22 protein-coding genes are annotated in these 16,185 nt (G+C 64.6%); 7 read left to right on the top strand and 15 right to left on the bottom strand.

All coding sequences use genetic code 11. The annotated features are described in order from the left end of the window. Nucleotides 1-49: 49 nt before the first annotated feature. Nucleotides 50-367 carry a DUF3784 domain-containing protein gene (locus tag NDO75_RS26490; RefSeq protein WP_310909538.1) on the bottom strand — a complete coding sequence of 106 codons (318 nt, stop codon included), beginning with the start codon at nt 365-367 and terminating at the stop codon, nt 50-52. 59 nt (nt 368-426) lie between these two features. Beyond that, on the bottom strand, nt 427-1,308 hold the full coding sequence (locus NDO75_RS26495) for a DNA-3-methyladenine glycosylase (RefSeq protein WP_310909539.1): 882 nt from the start codon (nt 1,306-1,308) through the stop codon (nt 427-429). 153 nt (nt 1,309-1,461) lie between these two features. Here NDO75_RS26495 and NDO75_RS26500 point away from each other — a divergent pair, with 153 nt between their 5' ends. Then, entirely contained in the window at nt 1,462-1,944 is a 483-nt protein-coding gene (locus tag NDO75_RS26500; RefSeq protein WP_310909540.1) for a DUF555 domain-containing protein, read from the top strand. A gap of 164 nt (nt 1,945-2,108) precedes the next feature. Here NDO75_RS26500 and NDO75_RS26505 read toward each other — a convergent pair whose 3' ends face one another. From NDO75_RS26505 to NDO75_RS26520, 4 genes are all read right to left on the bottom strand, one after another. Then, nucleotides 2,109-2,345 carry a UPF0058 family protein gene (locus NDO75_RS26505; protein ID WP_310909541.1) on the bottom strand — a complete coding sequence of 79 codons (237 nt, stop codon included), beginning with the start codon at nt 2,343-2,345 and terminating at the stop codon, nt 2,109-2,111. 268 nt (nt 2,346-2,613) lie between these two features. Continuing rightward, nucleotides 2,614-2,793, bottom strand: a complete 180-nt coding sequence (locus NDO75_RS26510; RefSeq protein ID WP_310909542.1) for a hypothetical protein — start codon at nt 2,791-2,793, stop codon at nt 2,614-2,616. 104 nt (nt 2,794-2,897) lie between these two features. Then, nucleotides 2,898-3,878, bottom strand: coding sequence for a transcription initiation factor IIB (locus tag NDO75_RS26515; protein ID WP_310909543.1), 981 nt, complete (start codon nt 3,876-3,878; stop codon nt 2,898-2,900). A 215-nt stretch (nt 3,879-4,093) separates the two neighbouring features. Continuing rightward, entirely contained in the window at nt 4,094-4,381 is a 288-nt protein-coding gene (locus NDO75_RS26520) for a DUF357 domain-containing protein (RefSeq protein ID WP_310909544.1), read from the bottom strand. Nucleotides 4,382-4,605: 224 nt separating this feature from the next. Between NDO75_RS26520 and NDO75_RS26525 the strand changes: the two genes are divergently transcribed. Next, on the top strand, nt 4,606-5,928 hold the full coding sequence (locus tag NDO75_RS26525; protein WP_310909545.1) for an FAD-dependent oxidoreductase: 1,323 nt from the start codon (nt 4,606-4,608) through the stop codon (nt 5,926-5,928). 502 nt (nt 5,929-6,430) lie between these two features. On the opposite strand, the gene NDO75_RS26530 is transcribed toward NDO75_RS26525, so the two are convergent. After that, nucleotides 6,431-7,240, bottom strand: a complete 810-nt coding sequence (locus NDO75_RS26530; protein ID WP_310909546.1) for a formate/nitrite transporter family protein — start codon at nt 7,238-7,240, stop codon at nt 6,431-6,433. A 230-nt stretch (nt 7,241-7,470) separates the two neighbouring features. Here NDO75_RS26530 and NDO75_RS26535 point away from each other — a divergent pair, with 230 nt between their 5' ends. After that, nucleotides 7,471-8,130: a DUF998 domain-containing protein gene (locus NDO75_RS26535; protein WP_310909547.1), complete on the top strand. Its 660-nt coding sequence runs from the start codon at nt 7,471-7,473 to the stop codon at nt 8,128-8,130. Nucleotides 8,131-8,134: 4 nt separating this feature from the next. Here the strand turns inward: NDO75_RS26535 and NDO75_RS26540 are convergent, their stop codons facing one another. The 5 genes from NDO75_RS26540 to NDO75_RS26560 form a co-directional block, all read right to left on the bottom strand. Beyond that, a complete protein-coding gene (locus NDO75_RS26540) occupies nt 8,135-8,998 on the bottom strand; it encodes a hypothetical protein (RefSeq protein ID WP_310909548.1) in 864 nt (287 codons plus the stop codon). Then, nucleotides 8,995-9,636, bottom strand: coding sequence for a flavodoxin domain-containing protein (locus NDO75_RS26545; RefSeq protein ID WP_310909549.1), 642 nt, complete (start codon nt 9,634-9,636; stop codon nt 8,995-8,997). The genes NDO75_RS26540 and NDO75_RS26545 overlap by 4 nt, the downstream gene beginning before the upstream one ends. 115 nt (nt 9,637-9,751) lie before the next feature. Continuing rightward, a complete protein-coding gene (locus tag NDO75_RS26550) occupies nt 9,752-10,615 on the bottom strand; it encodes a hypothetical protein (protein ID WP_310909550.1) in 864 nt (287 codons plus the stop codon). Continuing rightward, entirely contained in the window at nt 10,612-11,880 is a 1,269-nt protein-coding gene (locus tag NDO75_RS26555) for a hypothetical protein (protein WP_310909551.1), read from the bottom strand. Before NDO75_RS26555 ends, NDO75_RS26550 begins: the two co-directional genes overlap by 4 nt. 88 nt (nt 11,881-11,968) lie before the next feature. Beyond that, nucleotides 11,969-12,661, bottom strand: coding sequence for a DUF2071 domain-containing protein (locus NDO75_RS26560; RefSeq protein ID WP_310909552.1), 693 nt, complete (start codon nt 12,659-12,661; stop codon nt 11,969-11,971). 274 nt (nt 12,662-12,935) lie between these two features. Here NDO75_RS26560 and NDO75_RS27870 point away from each other — a divergent pair, with 274 nt between their 5' ends. Then, nucleotides 12,936-13,148 carry an AbrB/MazE/SpoVT family DNA-binding domain-containing protein gene (locus NDO75_RS27870; RefSeq protein WP_345784933.1) on the top strand — a complete coding sequence of 71 codons (213 nt, stop codon included), beginning with the start codon at nt 12,936-12,938 and terminating at the stop codon, nt 13,146-13,148. Nucleotides 13,149-13,201: 53 nt separating this feature from the next. Next, nucleotides 13,202-13,528 carry a PIN domain-containing protein gene (locus NDO75_RS26570; RefSeq protein ID WP_310909554.1) on the top strand — a complete coding sequence of 109 codons (327 nt, stop codon included), beginning with the start codon at nt 13,202-13,204 and terminating at the stop codon, nt 13,526-13,528. A gap of 23 nt (nt 13,529-13,551) precedes the next feature. Here NDO75_RS26570 and NDO75_RS26575 read toward each other — a convergent pair whose 3' ends face one another. The 3 genes from NDO75_RS26575 to NDO75_RS26585 form a co-directional block, all read right to left on the bottom strand. Continuing rightward, on the bottom strand, nt 13,552-13,884 hold the full coding sequence (locus NDO75_RS26575) for a chorismate mutase (protein ID WP_310909555.1): 333 nt from the start codon (nt 13,882-13,884) through the stop codon (nt 13,552-13,554). Beyond that, nucleotides 13,881-14,753 carry a shikimate kinase gene (locus tag NDO75_RS26580; protein ID WP_310909556.1) on the bottom strand — a complete coding sequence of 291 codons (873 nt, stop codon included), beginning with the start codon at nt 14,751-14,753 and terminating at the stop codon, nt 13,881-13,883. The genes NDO75_RS26575 and NDO75_RS26580 overlap by 4 nt, the downstream gene beginning before the upstream one ends. Nucleotides 14,754-14,842: 89 nt before the next feature. Further along, nucleotides 14,843-15,364 carry a GNAT family protein gene (locus NDO75_RS26585; protein WP_310909557.1) on the bottom strand — a complete coding sequence of 174 codons (522 nt, stop codon included), beginning with the start codon at nt 15,362-15,364 and terminating at the stop codon, nt 14,843-14,845. A gap of 119 nt (nt 15,365-15,483) precedes the next feature. Here NDO75_RS26585 and NDO75_RS26590 point away from each other — a divergent pair, with 119 nt between their 5' ends. After that, on the top strand, nt 15,484-15,939 hold the full coding sequence (locus tag NDO75_RS26590; protein WP_310909558.1) for a DUF5796 family protein: 456 nt from the start codon (nt 15,484-15,486) through the stop codon (nt 15,937-15,939). Beyond that, nucleotides 15,939-16,184, top strand: a complete 246-nt coding sequence (locus NDO75_RS26595) for a hypothetical protein (RefSeq protein ID WP_310909559.1) — start codon at nt 15,939-15,941, stop codon at nt 16,182-16,184. The genes NDO75_RS26590 and NDO75_RS26595 overlap by 1 nt, the downstream gene beginning before the upstream one ends. The last annotated feature ends 1 nt before the right edge of the window (nt 16,185 follow it).

Genomic DNA, 16,185 nt, shown 5'->3' on the forward strand with positions numbered 1-16,185 from the left:
GGTTCGGCTGTGGGCCCGAGCTGTCGGCGGGCCGGCCGTGGCTCGCTTCTCACTCGGTGGTTTCGAAGCGACGAGCGCCGCGGATCATCCGAACGGCAAGGAGGCCGACACCGACGACGAACGCGAGCCAGATCGCTTCGGAGCCGTCGAACGGCTCCGCGTATTCGGCGATCGCGACGAGGAAGACGAGTCCCGCGACGTACAGGGCGTGCGTGCCGATGAAATCGGCGAGCCCCTCCTCGTCGGTGACGCGATCCGGATCGTAGCCCGCGATCAGCCGAACCATTCCGAAGTACTTGATCAGGACGCCCAGGATACCGACGAGTCCCGCAGTCGCGAGAAGCGTGATGACTGACGGACTGACCATAGGCGAAGTTGACAACCACTCACAAAATCCTTCGGTAGACGCCTTCGGCAGCGGGATCGTCACTCACCCGTTCGGAGGTGATGGAAGATATACGTCTGGGCGTAGCCCGCGTACTCGCCGCCGAGCCGTTCGCGCAGTGCTCGAGAGGTATCGGCGTAGGAGCCACGGTCGCAGTCGGGATAGTGCTCCTCGATCGCCGATTTGATCCACGTATCCAGCGGGACGGCTTCGTCGAACCGCAGCGAAAAGAGGAGGACGCAGTCGGCTACCTTGTCACCGACGCCGACGAACCGCGTCAGGTACTCCCGCGCGTCCTCGTACGCGAGATCCCGCGCCTCGGCTGGGTGCGCCTCACCGTTCGCGACCATCTCGGCGGTCCGGGCGACGTACGGAGCGCGGTACCCCAGCCCGAGGTCACGGAGGTCGGCTTCCGTCGCGGTCGCGAGCTGGCTCGGCGTCGGAAACGCGTGGTAGGTTTCGCCGTCGAACGCGACTGGACTGCCGTATTCCCGAGCCAACGTCGAAACCATCGTGTGGATCCGGCTCACCCGCATCTGGGCCGAGCAGATAAACGAGATCAGACAGCCGAAGGGTGGATCGTCGACCAACCGCATCCCGCGGTGGGCTTCGTAGGCCTCGCGAAGCAACGGGTCGTCGGGGGCGGCCGCGACGATCGCCTCGAGGTCGTCGTCGAGCCGTAGCAACCGGCGCACGATCGGCTCGGCGTCGGTCGTCGACTCCCACTCGAGGGCGCCATCTCGGGTTCGAACGCGGATCACGTCGCCGTCGACGACCGTCGAGTACCAGGCGTCCGGCGCCGGCGTTCCGGCGTACATGTCGCCGTCCGAGCGCTGCCAGAGGTAGCTCTGGCCGCTCTCTACGGTTCGGTATAGATCGAGGCCGCCGGCGAGGTCGTCGACTGGGATCGTCCCCGTCTCCATTCGTTCGGTCCTTCGAGGGCGCGGGCTTTTGCCTTTCGAACCCGCCCGGGGTTGGCCGAAGCGCCGCACCGATCACGTCCGGATCTAAACGCGATCGGTACAGTCGCCGCTCCGGGGCGAACCTTCTTACTGGAGGCGATACTACGTTTTCGTATGAATTGCAGGGTTGTCGTCGAAGCTGCCGTGCCGGTATTCGACGTGGAAACGGAAGACGAGGCGATCCGGATCGCCATCTCGAAGACGGGCGAGATGCTGAACCCTGACCTCAATTACGTCGAGATCAACATGGGCGAGCGGACCTCTCCATCGGGAGAGGAACTCCCGCCCGCGTTCATCGCGGCCGACGAAGCCCTCGTCGCGCTCGAGTTGGAGATGACCGTCTTCAACGTCGAGCGCGAGGAACACGCCTCACGGATCGCGCGAAAGGAAATCGGGCAACTCCTCGAGAATATCCCGCTCGAGGTCGAACGAGTCGACGTGCTGGAGGACGAAGACGACGAGGACGAGTCCGCCGCAGCTACTGACGAACCGGACGACGACCGATCGGACGAAACACACGACACGGGGGCCGAAACCGACGAAAACTCTGAAGAAGACGAAGAAATCCTTCCCGAGTTCGAGGATCTCGTCGAATAGGTCGGCTGCTCACCGGACGATCGATGGTCAATCTCGGCTCGAGTTTTCCCTCGCGGACGAAACGGAATAGAGAGCGGTGAACGCGGGAAACGAAGAGGGTACGCCGGATCGAGAGCGTCACCACTACTGTGTCTGTCGGACGATCGGAGGATGCGACGAAAGTCTCAGTCCGCTGTAGCGGCGACTGCTTCCTGCTCCCCTTCCCGCATGTTCGTCGTGATTCCCCCGGCGAGCGCAAAAACAGCAGCTTTGTGATCGGTCTTCGATTTGTGGATCGACGTCGGTCGGATCCCGAGCGATTCGTACTCCTCGAGGTCGATCTGACAGTCTTCCCACGCTGCACACTGATTCGATACCTCCGCCAGAAGGCCGTGAAGGTGAATGAGCTCCTGCTTCTTCATAACCATCCACTCCTACCCACTGCAGGGTTATATTATTATCTTGAGTTGCGTTAACACGCGACCCGTATCGGTTGACTAGTCTATCATCGCGGTAGATGGTTCGAATGCGCTCCCTACGCGAACGGAACCGTCGTATAGGCGCGCCGTACGATGGAATTTACATTGGTAAGACGGTCTTTCTTTCCAGCTTCCGACACGCAGAGTTCGGAGAGTTAAACGGTGACTACTGGCAGAACGACGGCGGGAAAACTGAGGCCTCACCGACGACCTATCCGAGTTGTTTCAGCGTCTGGAGGTCCCGGTCCGTGCGCATAAATTCGGCAGTTCGTCGAGAGGCGTGGCAGTTCGGACAGTGAAACATCTCGGCCGGCGTGGGGAGTTCGTCCGGCGCGGTCTGCCAGTCTTTCGTGCATTCGGGGCACAACAGCTGGACGGTCGTCTTATCCATGCTACGCTCTTTCACACGGGAGCTGAAAAACGTTGCCGCAGTTCCGATCGGTCAAAAATACCACCCATATCCGCGAACCGACAGATGACCGCAGTCGGCCGTGTTCAGGCCGGTGCGGCCGTGTCCGAGGCCTCGAGCAGTTCCTTGTAACGGTTGCGGATGGTGACTTCGGAGATGCTTGCGACTTCGCTGACCTCGTTCTGGGTGACCTTCTCGTTGGTCAGCAGGGCAGCGGCGTAGACCGCCGCGGCGGCGAGGCCAACGGGCGACTTCCCGCTGTGGACGCCCTCCTGACGGGCCGACTCGAGGAGCTCGCGGGCCATTCGCTCGGTCTCGTCCGAGAGGTCGAGGTCGCTGACGAACCGCGGTACGTAGTGCTCGGGGTCGGCCGGCTTGACCTCGAGGCCGAGTTCCCGGATGATGTACCGGTACGTGCGGGTCAGCTCCATCTTCTCGACGCGGGAGACGGCCGAGATTTCGTCGAGGCTGCGCGGCGTCCCGGCCTGACGGGCGGCCGCGTACAGCGATGCCGTCGCGACGCCCTCGATCGAGCGTCCCGGGAGGAGATCCTCCTCGAGCGCGCGGCGATAGATGACGCTTGCGGTCTCGCGGACGTTCTCGGGGAGCCCGAGCGCGGAGGCCATCCGGTCGATCTCGCCGAGGGCCTGCTTCAGGTTGCGCTCCTTCGAGTCGCGGGTGCGGAAGCGCTCGTTCCAGGTGCGAAGCCGCTGCATCTTCTGGCGCTGGCGACTCGAGAGCGCACGGCCGTAGGCGTCCTTGTCCTGCCAGCCGATGTTCGTCGAGAGCCCCTGGTCGTGCATCATGTTGGTCGTGGGCGCGCCCACGCGGGACTTCTCGTCTTTCTCGGCGGCGTCGAAGGCTCGCCACTCGGGGCCGCGGTCGATCTCGTCTTCCTCGACGACGAGCCCGCAGTCTTCACAGACCGTCTCGGCGTGTTCGTCGTCGGAGACCAGTCGACCGCCACACTCCGGACACTGCTCTCGCTCGTCGGATACCGACGTGGTTTCCTCCTCGGTTTCTGTCTCTCGCTCGTTCGTGTACGTTCGAATGTTGGTATCTGTCATTGTGTATCGGGTGGGTTACTCGGGGCTTCCGGGTGGGGTAACCAGAAGAAACCCGGACGCCTCAGCTAACATAGGGTAAGGCCGTAAGCCATATAAGTGTTTCGCCTACTTTATAAACTAACTGGAAATGCTGTTATATAGGTTCCGGTTACATAGTTATTAATCATTTAGGACCAGTGCACCGAGACGACGGCCTCCATTGCGTTGAGGGTCCGCTACTCGACGGTAAAAAGGTGACCCTCGGTCGGCACGTCGAACAGCCCCACGCGGGCCCCCGCGTCGAGCCACGCGTGGCCGTAGGAAAACGACGCCAGCGCGTTGACGAGGTCGCCCTGCGCTCGAAAGTGGTTTCCGTCCTCGAGGTAGGACGCCCCCATCTCGTAGCAGTCGGCGGCCGCTTCAGCCATCGGGGTCCCCTCCGGCGGCGCGATCGTCGCCTCCTCGAGCGCCTCCGCGAGTAGTTCCCCGTAGCGATCCGTCTTCTCCTCGAGATCGGCAGCCATAGTGAACGGTCGCCGGTCGGGGCCGTAAGTGCATCGTCTCCGCAAATCGTCGTCGGCAGCGGCGATGCCATCGCCGAGTCTCGGGGAACGGACCGGCAGGTCGGTAACGGTCGCCGTCGAGTTCGCCGAGGAGGGCAACCACGGACGGCCCCGGTGCGTCACAGTAAGAGGGAGTCGTTGCTGAGAACGCAATCGGTTTAGGCGCTCTATCCCAAACCTGATATATGAGCGACCAGCCACGCGTCGAGATCTATACCAAGGAGGACTGTCCCTACTGCGACAAAGCCACGGACCTCTTCGACAGCAAAGGCGTCGAGTACGAGACGTACAACGTCACCGGTGACGAGGAACTGTTCGAGGAGATGGTCGAGCGCGCGGACGGCCGCAAGACCGCACCCGAGGTATTCATCGACGACGAACTCGTCGGCGGCTGGGACGACACCAGCGCCCTCAACGAGACCGGCGAACTCGACGAGAAACTCGGTATCGCGAACGGAGACGACGACGTCGTCGAGCACCGCAAACTCATCATCGCCGGTACCGGCATCGCCGGACTCACCGCAGCGATCTACGCCGGCCGGTCGAACAACGAACCGCTGGTCATCGAAGGCGACGAACCCGGCGGCCAGCTCACCCTGACGACCGACGTGGCCAACTACCCCGGCTTCCCCGACGGAATCGGCGGTCCGGAGCTGGTCAACAACATGAAAGAGCAGGCCACACAGTTCGGCGCGGAGCTCAAAAACGGCATCATCGAGTCCGTCGATGACTCGAGCCGGCCGTTCCGGGTCGAACTCACGAACGGCGACGTCTACACCGCCGACGCTGTCATCGCCGCCTCGGGTGCCAGCGCCCGCACGCTCGGCATCCCCGGCGAGGACGAGCTCATGGGCTACGGGCTCTCGACGTGTGCGACCTGTGACGGCGCGTTCTTCCGCGGCGAGGACATGCTCGTCGTCGGCGGCGGCGACGCCGCCATGGAGGAGGCCACCTTCCTCACGAAGTTCGCCGACACCGTCTATCTCGTCCACCGCCGCGAGGAGTTCCGCGCGGAGGACTACTGGATCGACCGCGTCCAGGAGAAAGTCGAGGAGGGCGAGATCGAGATCATGAGAAACACCGAACTGATCGAGATTCACGGCTCACAGGAAGGCGGCGTCGACCACGTCACCCTCGTCGAAAACGACAAGGGCCACCCCACCGACCGTCTCGACGACCCCGAAACCGAGGAGTTCGACTTCGACGTCGGTGCGGTCTTCTTCGCGATCGGCCACACTCCCAACACCGACTACCTCGAGGATACCGGCGTCCAGATGGACGACGAAGGCTACCTCAAGACGAAGGGGGGCGACGGCGGCGGCCAGACCGAAACCCACGTGCCCGGCATCTTCGGTGCCGGCGACGTCGTCGACTACCACTACCAGCAGGCCGTGACCGCCGCCGGGATGGGCTCGAAAGCCGCCCTCGACGCCGACGAGTACCTCGAGGACCTCGAACGCGCCGACTCGAGCGCCGAGGAGGCCGAGCCGGCCGCGGCCGACGACTAACGGATCAGCGTTCTGGAGTTGCGGTAGCGGGTTTTCGTCCGATACTTCTGCCGCGCTAATCGATTCACTCGTGCGGCTCGTTTTGGTATTCCGCCCGTCAGGTACCGCGATCGTGTAGTGTTTCGATCGGTTAGCGTGCGATTCACCTGAAGAGCGAGCCGACGACCATCGTTTGACCCCGAACTGACGGGTAAGCTCACAACGGGCATGGGTGATCAGTTCGTTACACAATTCCATACTTTCTGCGCCGATTATAGTCGGTTCGACAGGTAGAAACAGCGTATTACCGCACGACTGGATCGGGCGACAGCGGAGTTCGTCTTTCGTTTCCGGATTCCGATGAAGTACACGTCAGTAGATTTTCTGGAGACCTGCTCATTCGCGAAACAGTAAGAAGTGAATTACTGGTCACGGAATCAGTTTTGAGTCGGCCCATTATCGGCGTCGTTGCGCCACTCGAGAAGATTCCCCCTCCGTCCCAATTTGCCCACCAGAGCGACGCTCAGCCGCCACCGCGGACCACGTGCCCGTACTTCAGAAGCGCGACGAAGACGCCGCCGCCGATCGCGTTACCGGCGGTCGACAGCAGGAGGAACTGTGCGTAGTCGAGGACGGAGATGTCGGACGAGACGAACAGTCCGAACAGCACCTCGACGTTGCCCGCGATCGAGTGTGGCAGATGGAGGATCCCGATCGAGGCGGTGACGAGCCAGATGATGAGCAGGCGACTGACCGTCTCCTGTGCGGCGGCGATCAGCCACGCGACCAGCCCCATGAGCCAGCCCGCGAGGATGCCGGCGACGAACAGCCATCGAACGCTGTGGTCGACCAGTCTGTGAGCGATCGTGCTGAACGCGCCGGGCGAAGCGACTCCGAAGTCGGGGACCAGGACGACGATGAAGACGGTAAACACCGCGCCGCCGACGACGTTACTGATCCAGACCAGTCCCCAGACGCGGGCCAGGTTCGCGACCGACGCCCGACCGTCGAGAACGGGCATCACCGCGAGAGTCGTGTGCTCGGTGAACAGTTCCGAGCGCGCGATGATGACGAAGATGAATCCCACGGCGTAGGCGCTCGCGAGCAGCAATTCCGTTCCGAGATCACCGTACCCGCCGTCCGAAAGGGTCAGCAGGACCGCCATCAGCAGCGGCCCGAATCCGATATCGAGTCCGGCAGAAAACCCCGAGAGGAGGAGCCCCTCGGGTTCGCGTTCGATCTCGTGTTGGCCGGATTCGATGACCGACTCGAGGATGTCCGGCGTCGGCGTCTGCTCGCCCGCGACTGCCGGTTCGGGGTCCGAGTCCGCCACGCTACACCCCGCCCTGTACCGCAATTTCGGTGAGGCGCGTCTCGAACCCGATCATGTGGGGTTGCTACGGCGAGACGGTGGAAGAAACATCGGATGTTATCGGCCCACACAGTTTCATCGGCGTCTAGAGTGGAGTTCGACGCGATAGCTCGTCCGAACCGGGGGCGAAGTCTTCCGCACACCCGCACAGCTTTTTCGCCAGTGACGAGCTAGAGAGACGGAGAACGACGATGGCAACAGCGCAATCGGTTACCGAAAGCGAGACGCCGACGAGCGATACCCAGCGATTCGCGGGACTCGCACTGTTCGTCCTGTCAGCGCAGTTCATGACCGTCATCATGCTCGGGGCTGCGATGGCACCCGGGTACGACTTCGGCGGGGGTGCGATCAGCGATCTCGGCGTCGTCGCCGAAACCGCCGTCCTGTTCAACGCGTCTCTGGTCGCCGTCGGACTATTGAACGGTATCGGCGGATACGTCTTTTACAGAACGCACGGCAGCCGATGGATCCTGTCGGTGTACGTCCTCGCCGGCATCGGTGCCATCGGTGCCATCGGTGCTGGGGTTTTCCCGCTCGATACCGGCGGTCTGCACGGGCTCTTCGCGCTCGTCGCGTTCCTGTTTTTCAACGTGGAAGCGATCGCAAGCGGCACCCGTCTCGCCGGCCCGATGAAGGCCGTCTCGATACTCGCCGGCGTCGTCGGCATCGCCTTCGTCGCCCTGATGGCGATCGGCGACGCCGGCAACGCGGCGGCGTTCGGCCCGATCGGCCACGGGGGAACGGAGCGAATGATCGTCTATCCCCCGATGCTGTGGCTGCTCACCTTCGGCGGCTACCTGATGGGAGCACCGATCGACGACGCGGCGGTGCCCCCAGAGAAGACGCCGTGAACGGCTACGCCTCGCTCTTCGAATCGGCCGCTGACTCGAGCGGAGACCGATCCGCCGTCGCTCCCATCGCGAGGAGGTACCGGGCCAGCAGGAGCACGCTGACGATCGTGATCCCGCCGAAGATGACGAGTTGGGGCACCGGTACGGGCTGGCCGTCGCGAATCATGAAGAACGCCATCGCCGAGACGGCCCCGCCGAGCGTCGCGATCTTGACCAGCAGGACCGCGGTGAAGGCGTACCCCCACGCCCGCCGCTTGTGCAGCCAGAACGCCGAGAGCGCGACGGCCGGTACGACGATTCCGAGGTCCAGCGAGTAGATGACGGACGTTTCGAGCCCGGCTGCGGCGATGCTCGAGGGCACCGTTCCAGCGACGAGGGCAGCGAGAATGTCCGAGAGCCAGACGAACGCGATCAGCACGACGAACAGGAACTGGAACGCGACGTACGAGCGGACCGATCCCTCGCCGACGGCCCGTTTCAGCGCGGTCGCATCGAGACGGACCATTCCGCCGACGAACGCGTAAAGCGTCAACCAGAGCAGCGCCACGTAGACGAGATACAGTTCGTTGAACGCGGTCATGAACGCGTACGAGGCGTACGTATACAGGAAGTAGCCGGTCACGCCGAGCCAGACGACGTACCCTCGAAGCGACCCGCGAGTGGCAAGGTATAGCGAGGCGGCCAGCGCAGGGACTGCGACGAGCAACGTCAGCAGATCCTGTCCGTACAGCTGGGGGAGCAGTACCGGTGCATCACGATAGAAGCCGGGTACGAACAGCCCAGCGGCCGTCGCGACGACGGTCAGCACCAGCGTCGCGAGGGACGCCAGAACGAGCGAGCGTGAAAGCGGGGCTCGAGACTGGCTCATTCGGCCCCCGCTTCGTCGGGCCGACCGTCATCGCTCTCGCTACCGGTTCCGCTACTCGCCTCACCACCGGTGGCGTCGGGCGGAGCGATTCCGAGGCGGTGTTCGACGAACGCGGCGAAGTCGGCGGCGAAGGCCTCGACTTCGTGCCAGTCGGTGTACTCGTAGTCTCGAGACGTGTCCGTGTCGCCGGTCGCGTCCCTGGCGATCCGCTTCATCAGCAGGCGCTTGATGAAGCCGTACTTCGAGTAGCGAAGCGCCCCGCCGAAGAGGCCGATCCGGTCGGGGTGCCAGTCGGTCTCCTCGAGGAACTCGTCGACGTAGCCCGCGGCCTCCGCCTGTCGGTCCTCGTCGGCCACGGCCGACGACATCGACAACTGGAAGAACGCCGTCGGTCGCACCGCCAGAGCGTCGCGGTTGGCGCTGACGAACTCTCGGACCGACGACTGGTGTTTGCCCATGTGGATCGACGCGCCGAGACAGACGGCATCGACGTCGTCGACCTCGAGATCGGAGGGGGACTCGTCGACGTTGATCGCCGTCGCGTCGTGACCGCAGTCCGTGAGAACCGTCGCGATGCGATCGGCGACCGTCGCCGTCTGTCCCTCACCGGTGCCGTACGGGACGAGGATGGAAACCATAGTGACTCACGGGTCCTACGCCGGGGTCGTCGATAAAGGGACGACAGCGCTCCCATCTCGCAGGAGGGGCAGCGCAGTTGAAGCTGGCTCTCGCGTGGGTGCGCGAAACTCACCATTAATTCGGTAGCTGGACGGGTTCGAACTCGCGGAGCCCGAAGTACGTGATCAACGTCGCGCCGATGCCGACGACCGAGAGCGTCAGCCCGATCCAGGAGCCGACGACGGGGAGCCAGGAGAGCCCCCGCAGGAGCCCCAGAAAGAGGACGGCACCGACGGCAGAGGCGAGCCCCGGCCGCTCGAGCGGGAGATAGCGTCCGAGGAGGTAGCCGTAGACGACGTAGCCGTAGCTCACGACGAGGAGCCCACCGAGCAGGCCGAGGAGGCTGACGGGGAGCAGGAGCAGCGTGAAGGCCATGAAGACGAACAGCGCCAGCGAAGTCACGCTCACGAGCAGACCGACGGTGGCGCTGACGAGAGCGTGGTCGGTGATCGAGTCGCCGACGTTTCGAAGCAGGGTCGGCTTCCGCCGGGCGAGCCCGAACGCGGCTCCCCCCACGAGCAGCGACTGCACCGCGAACGTGATAGCCGTCGCGAGCGGCGAGGAATCCCGCGCAACCGGCTCGAACGACGTTTGGTCGGCGATCGCCGCGCCGCCGGCCACGGTTCGTTCCCCGCCGACGAGGCGGAGTTCGCCGTCGATCGCCGCGCTCTCCTCGACGGTGAGGTTACCGGCGAGCTGGACGACGTCACCGTCGACGGTGCCCCGAACCCGCGTCTCGCCGGCGATGACGTAGATCGGCCCCGAGACGGTCGCGTTCGCCGGGACGGTTAGCGTCGCGTCGCCGACGATCACCGCGTGCTCCGCGTCGTCGACCGCGTGCTCGCCGTCGAGGAGGATCTCGGCCCGGTCGACCTCGGCCCCGCCGGCCGAAAGCAAGAGAAGCGCGACGACGAGCAACGGGATGAGTTCCGGTCTCATGCGGCCTCCGTGCGTGCGATGACGATCATTTGGCGCACGTATAGCAGTACCGCCAGCCCGACGAACAACAGCAGCGCCAGCGAGTTCACGACGTTGAGGTGGTCGTACAGTGACACCTCGAGCGCCCGGAAATACAGGGCAACGCCGGTGCTGAGAAAGGTCGCGAGAAAGCCGGCCAGCCCGAGGCCGATCGCGGAGTGGGTACCGATCGTCTCGGGCGTCGAGAGATCGGGCCAGAGCGCGAAGTTTAGCGTCGTGTAGAAGCTGACCGCCAGCACGTAAAACAGCGGCAGGAGAAGCGGCGGCTCGCCGGTTCCGGCGGATCGGACGTCGAACGTGTACAGTAGGTGGGTGAACGAGAACAGCCCGAAGACCCACAGGAACAGCCACCGTCGATCGAAAGCCGTGTAGAGGACGCCCGCCATCCCGGCCCCGACGACGTGGGCGCACGCGATGAACAACCGAACGTGGAGGTCCGGGGACTGCCACGAGGTGAATATGTACGTCGGCGTCTCGACGAGGCGGAGGAAACCGAGGCTGTCGATGAAGAAGACGCCGAACAGCAAGGCGACGAGCGTCCAGAACGTCAGGCTCCGCGTGCGAACGGGATCGGAGCGACAGAACCGCCCGACGCCGAACTCCGCGTGTTGCTCGGCGAGCGTCTCGACGAGGCCGACGCGTCCCGACGCGAGGACGCCGATGACGACGGCTCCGGGTATCATCGCCGCGACCATCACCAGACTGAACTCCGTGATCGACCACTCGAGGGGATAGATCGCGGCGACGAAAAACGAGAGTCCGGCGACGGCTGCGGCCACGTAGCCGCGGTCGCGGACGGGCACGAAATCGATCGTCAGGCTGAGCGTCGTCGGCATGCCGACGCCCAGCGAGAGCGCACAGACGACGATCCATGCGAAGAACTGAGTCGGCGTGGCGACGAACGGCGCTGCGGCGGTGAGGACGAGTTGGGAGAGGACGACCCCCAGCACGAGCCGGAGCTTGACTAACAGATTCCGGCTCCACCCGGTCCGGTCGAGGGCGACGCCGGTCCCGACGGCGCTACAGAGTGCCACCAATGCGAGGAGTGCCATGCCGAGCGACACCGCGGTGTGGGTCATCCCAACGCGATTGACGCCGAGGTCGAACAGGCCGAGCTGAACGAACGTCAGATTGTAGTAGTAGCCGGCGGCCAACAGCGAGACGAAGAGGACCGCGCCGACGACCGGTGGCCACTCCCGTCTGGCGGCGTACTCGAGCAGTTTCACTGCGATCGGCTCTCAGTTGGACGGGCTGTCAAATCAGTGTACCGTCGTGTCCTGACGTCGGTCGCCGACAGCCGAACGCCCGAGTAGATCATCGCCAGCGCCGACACCGCGTCGCGGCGATATCCGTCCCGGGGCTGTAGTAGCAGACCGGCTCCCCAGCGGGCGCTGCGAAGCCGTTGGCGCGAAACAGCGTGTTCTCCCGGATCGTGACGTCTGCCTCGTGAAGCGTCCAGCGGTCGTGGTCGATGTCCGCGTACCGGAGGCGACCGGCGGGGTCCTCGGTGTAGAAGCGGTACCGCTCGGTCAGAAACGCGGCGCGCGAGCCGGGTTCGGGAGTGAATTCCGGTCCCGTCGGTCCGTAGGTCGCGTCGAACAACACCGGGCGCTCGCCGGGGTGGAGACGCTTGCTCGTCACGCGGATTCCGCCGTCGGCGCTCCGAAACGTCATTCGAGCGTAGTAGTACGGCAGGTGGTGAAAGAACCGCGCACCGACGGTTCCGAGCAGCCCCTGTGCATCGAGGCTGAAGAAGTACACGCCCGGCTCGCCGTCGCAGGTGACGTACGTCCGGAGATTGAGTTCCGGCAGCGAGAAGCCGGCCGCGGCCGGCACCCCGCGCGGCCGGACGTCGACGTTGCGATACGGGACGACCGAGAGCCACGCCTGCCCCTCGTACGTGTCGGGCTCGAGGTCCGACGGCAGGTGACTAGCGACGGTCTCGGGCTCGAGCGGCCAGCTGGCGAACAGGAGATGTCGCCACCCCATCCGGATCGGGAGGACCATAGAAACGACAACCGCGGCTGCGGGGAAAACGACTGGGGCCGCGACTCGCCGTCCGCGGTCGCACGGCCGTTCCGCGCCGTGAATCGACGCCCCGGACTATGTGTCGCTGCGCTGTAACCGAGAACGTATGCGAGGTGCGGGATCCGACACCGGCGAGCGGGGCTCGAGGCGGCGGGACGTGACGGCGTTTCTCTTGCTCACGTTCGGCTGGTCGTGGGGCGTGTGGGTGCCGAAAGCGCTCGCCGAAGCCGGATTGCTCGAGGGCGTACCCGCGATTCCGGAAATCGGCGCGTTCGGTCCGACGGTCGCCGCGTTCGTCCTCGTCACGTACGAGGACAGAATTGAACTCGTTCCGGTTGCAGACGACCCGCTCGCTGCAGTCCGCGAGGCGGCGGGCGAGTTACGTGACGCCTCCGTCGATGATATTCGTGCGGACATCGAAGCAGAAGCGAAAGCTGAGGCCCGTGAGAGCGGGGACGATAGATGACGGTCTACGTCGAAACTGACTTTCTACTCGCACTCGCCAAAGATCCGGACTAGTTGCAACAATCAGCAGAGGAGGCACTCGACGAGTACGACGTAGAAACGTCGGCCTTCTCCTATCTCGAACTCCTTCTCGCCCGAGAACGGTACGAGTTCGAGTACGTCCCACTCGTGGCAAATCTGCTCGAACTCGTCCCCGTCCGAGACGAGGAAGAGCGACAAATCGTTCTGAAGGCCGTCAACTACTACGACGAGGGAATGACGGCGTTCGATGCGTTCCACGCAGCGACTGCGGAAACACGTACACTGAACGTGCTCTCATCGGAGAAAGACTACGAGGACATCGAGGTCGAACGGGTCTCGCTAGAACCGGCTGATGAATAACGGAGCAATATCTCCGTCGCGTGCTACCGATTCTCGCGCTGCTCGACCTTGTTCAGTTCGATCAGCAACCGGAAAATCGCCTTTACCAGATTCGCGTCGACGTCGAACTGCTCGGCGTTGTCGCCGGCCCGCTCCATGACCTGCTGTTCCTGCTTTTCGTCTGTCGTCGGCAGTCCCTGTTCGTCTTTGACCGCCGCGATCGTGTCCGCGACGTAGGTCCGCTGGGCGATCAGTTCGACGATCTCCTGATCGATCGTCCGGATCTCCTCGCGCAGTTCGTCGAGGCTCATCTCGTCCGGCGTTCGTTCTTCGTCCGTACCCCCGTCCGTCGCCGCGTTCTGTGGCTCTCGAGTCATATCGTTCGTGTTCCGTCCGTTCGCGTCTGCAGTAATCGTGTCGTTCCGTCGCGCTCGTCCCAGCGCTCTCGGACCGTCTCGAGCGTTTCCCGGTCGCCGACGGCGACGTAGCTCGGTCCGGTTCCCGACAGCGAGACGCCGGCCACGTCGGGCAGGGCGTCGATCATCGGCCCCGTCGAGAACTCGAGCGCGCCGCAGAAGGCGAAGCCGTTGACGGTCATGGCCTCGCCGTAGCGGCCGTCGAGGGCGAGTTCTTCGACGAGATCCGCCATCGGGGCGACCCGTTCGCAGGCCGAGACGTCGGCGTCGGCGCTGTAGGACTGTTCGGGTGGCGTGTAGACCAGCGCCAGCCAGTCGACCTCCTCCCGAGCGAGCAGGGCGTCGGCCGTGTTGTCGGTTACTGTCACGCCGCCGAGCATACTCGCACTGGCGTCGTCGAACGCGCCCGTCACCGTCACGCCGGCGTCGCGAGCGGCCCGGACGCCGAGCCGACAGGCCTCGATCCGCTCGACAGCGTCGGCGACCGCGAGGGCGTCGAGAGTCGCGAGCACCGTCGCGTTGGCCGCGGCGCTGGAGCTCTTCAACCCGGAGGCCATCGGCACCTCGCTCTCGGTGCGAACGCGGGCACCGACCGTCGACTCGTCGAGTCCGGCCTGGTCGGCGTAGTCGGCGATCGTCAGTTCGGCACAGCGTTCCACGAGCGTCGTGTCGGCCTCGGGCTGGCCGTCGACCTCACCACGGATCTCGCCGTCGTCGGTGAGTTCGACGGTCGCCGTCGTCTCGAGGTCGATCGCGAACGCCGAACCGGTCCCGGTCGCGAGCGCGTTGAGCACCGTCCCGGCTGCGGGGGCGACAGCACGGCCGTCCATACTCGAGTACTCTCAGACCGGCTACTTACGGCTGACGATACGCTGGACGGGGCCTTCCACCTGATGTCACACCCGCGGAGCGAATCGGCTCACTCGCGCTGGAACTCGGAGCACAGGGCCTCGTAGAGGATAGCATCGACGTACCGTCCGTCGACGTAGTAGTGCTCCCGGAGTCGGCCGGCCTCGCGAAAGCCGAGTTTCTCGAGCACCCGCATCGAGGCGACGTTGTCCTCGAAGACTCGTGCGACGACTTTCCGGAGGTTGCGCTCGTCGAACGCGTGGCGGAGACAGAGACGCGCGGCCTCGGTCGCGTATCCCTGCCCCGCCTCGTCAGTCGCGATCCAATACCCGAGATCACCACGGCGGTTGACGTCCTCGATCCGAAACAGCCACGTCAGACCGACCGGATCGCCGTCCCGACAGGCGAGAAAGTGAACGGCGTCGTCGGCCGTACAGACGTCCGCAACGTCTGACTCGGTCAGCGGGTCGTACCTGTTCGTTCCGTGGCGGACTGCGGGATCGTTCCAGTGACGTGCTAGGAACGGGTGGTCGTCGGGTTCGACGGGGCAGAGGTCGAGTCGCTTTCCGGAGAGAAACGGTGTACCCGGCATACCCTACTCGTCTCAACCTGTGGACAAGTAACTTCTGACGGTTCCGCTTCGACGAGCGACGACGAACCGACGAGCGGTGGAACACACCGCTTTTCCCCGATCCGCCCGAACGAGTTGCCATGAGCGCACGGAACAACGTCGCCCCGAGCACGATCGGGGTCGACCTCGTCGACGGCGGCGTCGTCGTCGAGTATCTGGACGGCCGGGACGTGTTCTATCATGGCCCGCCCGAACCCGTCGACGGGGCGGTCACGACGCCGCCGGGCAAGGAGGTCCACGTCCTCGTCACCGATCCCGACGGCGTCGAGGGCGTCATGACCTACGTCAACGACCGGAACACCCACGACGACATCCTCGAGTCGACCGGCGTCGGCCGGGTGATGTTAGAGCGCGACGACGAGGAGGAACTGTTCCCGGGCGTCACCGTCGCGACGGAGGGCTACTCGGTCCGCGTCGAGGCCGATCTCTCGCTCGTCGACGGGCGCGTCTTCGTCTTCGCCGAGGACGAGATGAGCGAACACGCCTACGAACTCGTCGAGGGCGACGGAAACGACGACGAGGGTGACGGGGGCTGATGCCGCTGCAAAAGCCCTGGCGCGACCTCGAGCGCGAGACGATCGCCGGCGCGCCGGACCGGCCCGGCGTCTACGAACTCGGCGACGACTCGGGGACCGTGCTGGCGGTCGACCACGGCGTCCTCCGGGACGAACTCAAGAGCGTGCTCGCCTACGGCGACGGCGACCGCGTCCGGTGGACGGAAACGCATACGCTCGAGGCGGCACGCGAGTTGGCGGCCGAGCATCGGGAACGGCTCGAGTGAC

Origin of the sequence: Natrinema sp. 1APR25-10V2 (assembly GCF_031626495.1) — an archaeon.
GTDB lineage: Archaea > Halobacteriota > Halobacteria > Halobacteriales > Natrialbaceae > Natrinema.

What these genes read in the sequence shown, in the direction of transcription:
- NDO75_RS26585 (WP_310909557.1), bottom strand. Translation starts at nt 15,364, where the DNA reads ATGCCGGGTACACCGTTTCTCTCCGGAAAGCGACTCGACCTCTGCCCC.
- NDO75_RS26595 (WP_310909559.1), top strand. Translation starts at nt 15,939, where the DNA reads ATGCCGCTGCAAAAGCCCTGGCGCGACCTCGAGCGCGAGACGATCGCC.
- NDO75_RS26500 (WP_310909540.1), top strand. Translation starts at nt 1,462, where the DNA reads ATGAATTGCAGGGTTGTCGTCGAAGCTGCCGTGCCGGTATTCGACGTG.
- NDO75_RS26515 (WP_310909543.1), bottom strand. Translation starts at nt 3,878, where the DNA reads ATGACAGATACCAACATTCGAACGTACACGAACGAGCGAGAGACAGAA.
- NDO75_RS26520 (WP_310909544.1), bottom strand. Translation starts at nt 4,381, where the DNA reads ATGGCTGCCGATCTCGAGGAGAAGACGGATCGCTACGGGGAACTACTC.
- NDO75_RS26505 (WP_310909541.1), bottom strand. Translation starts at nt 2,345, where the DNA reads ATGAAGAAGCAGGAGCTCATTCACCTTCACGGCCTTCTGGCGGAGGTA.
- NDO75_RS26495 (WP_310909539.1), bottom strand. Translation starts at nt 1,308, where the DNA reads ATGGAGACGGGGACGATCCCAGTCGACGACCTCGCCGGCGGCCTCGAT.
- NDO75_RS26545 (WP_310909549.1), bottom strand. Translation starts at nt 9,636, where the DNA reads ATGGTTTCCATCCTCGTCCCGTACGGCACCGGTGAGGGACAGACGGCG.
- NDO75_RS26550 (WP_310909550.1), bottom strand. Translation starts at nt 10,615, where the DNA reads ATGAGACCGGAACTCATCCCGTTGCTCGTCGTCGCGCTTCTCTTGCTT.
- NDO75_RS26575 (WP_310909555.1), bottom strand. Translation starts at nt 13,884, where the DNA reads ATGACTCGAGAGCCACAGAACGCGGCGACGGACGGGGGTACGGACGAA.
- NDO75_RS26525 (WP_310909545.1), top strand. Translation starts at nt 4,606, where the DNA reads ATGAGCGACCAGCCACGCGTCGAGATCTATACCAAGGAGGACTGTCCC.
- NDO75_RS26560 (WP_310909552.1), bottom strand. Translation starts at nt 12,661, where the DNA reads ATGGTCCTCCCGATCCGGATGGGGTGGCGACATCTCCTGTTCGCCAGC.
- NDO75_RS26510 (WP_310909542.1), bottom strand. Translation starts at nt 2,793, where the DNA reads ATGGATAAGACGACCGTCCAGCTGTTGTGCCCCGAATGCACGAAAGAC.
- NDO75_RS26490 (WP_310909538.1), bottom strand. Translation starts at nt 367, where the DNA reads ATGGTCAGTCCGTCAGTCATCACGCTTCTCGCGACTGCGGGACTCGTC.
- NDO75_RS26590 (WP_310909558.1), top strand. Translation starts at nt 15,484, where the DNA reads ATGAGCGCACGGAACAACGTCGCCCCGAGCACGATCGGGGTCGACCTC.
- NDO75_RS26580 (WP_310909556.1), bottom strand. Translation starts at nt 14,753, where the DNA reads ATGGACGGCCGTGCTGTCGCCCCCGCAGCCGGGACGGTGCTCAACGCG.
- NDO75_RS26535 (WP_310909547.1), top strand. Translation starts at nt 7,471, where the DNA reads ATGGCAACAGCGCAATCGGTTACCGAAAGCGAGACGCCGACGAGCGAT.
- NDO75_RS26540 (WP_310909548.1), bottom strand. Translation starts at nt 8,998, where the DNA reads ATGAGCCAGTCTCGAGCCCCGCTTTCACGCTCGCTCGTTCTGGCGTCC.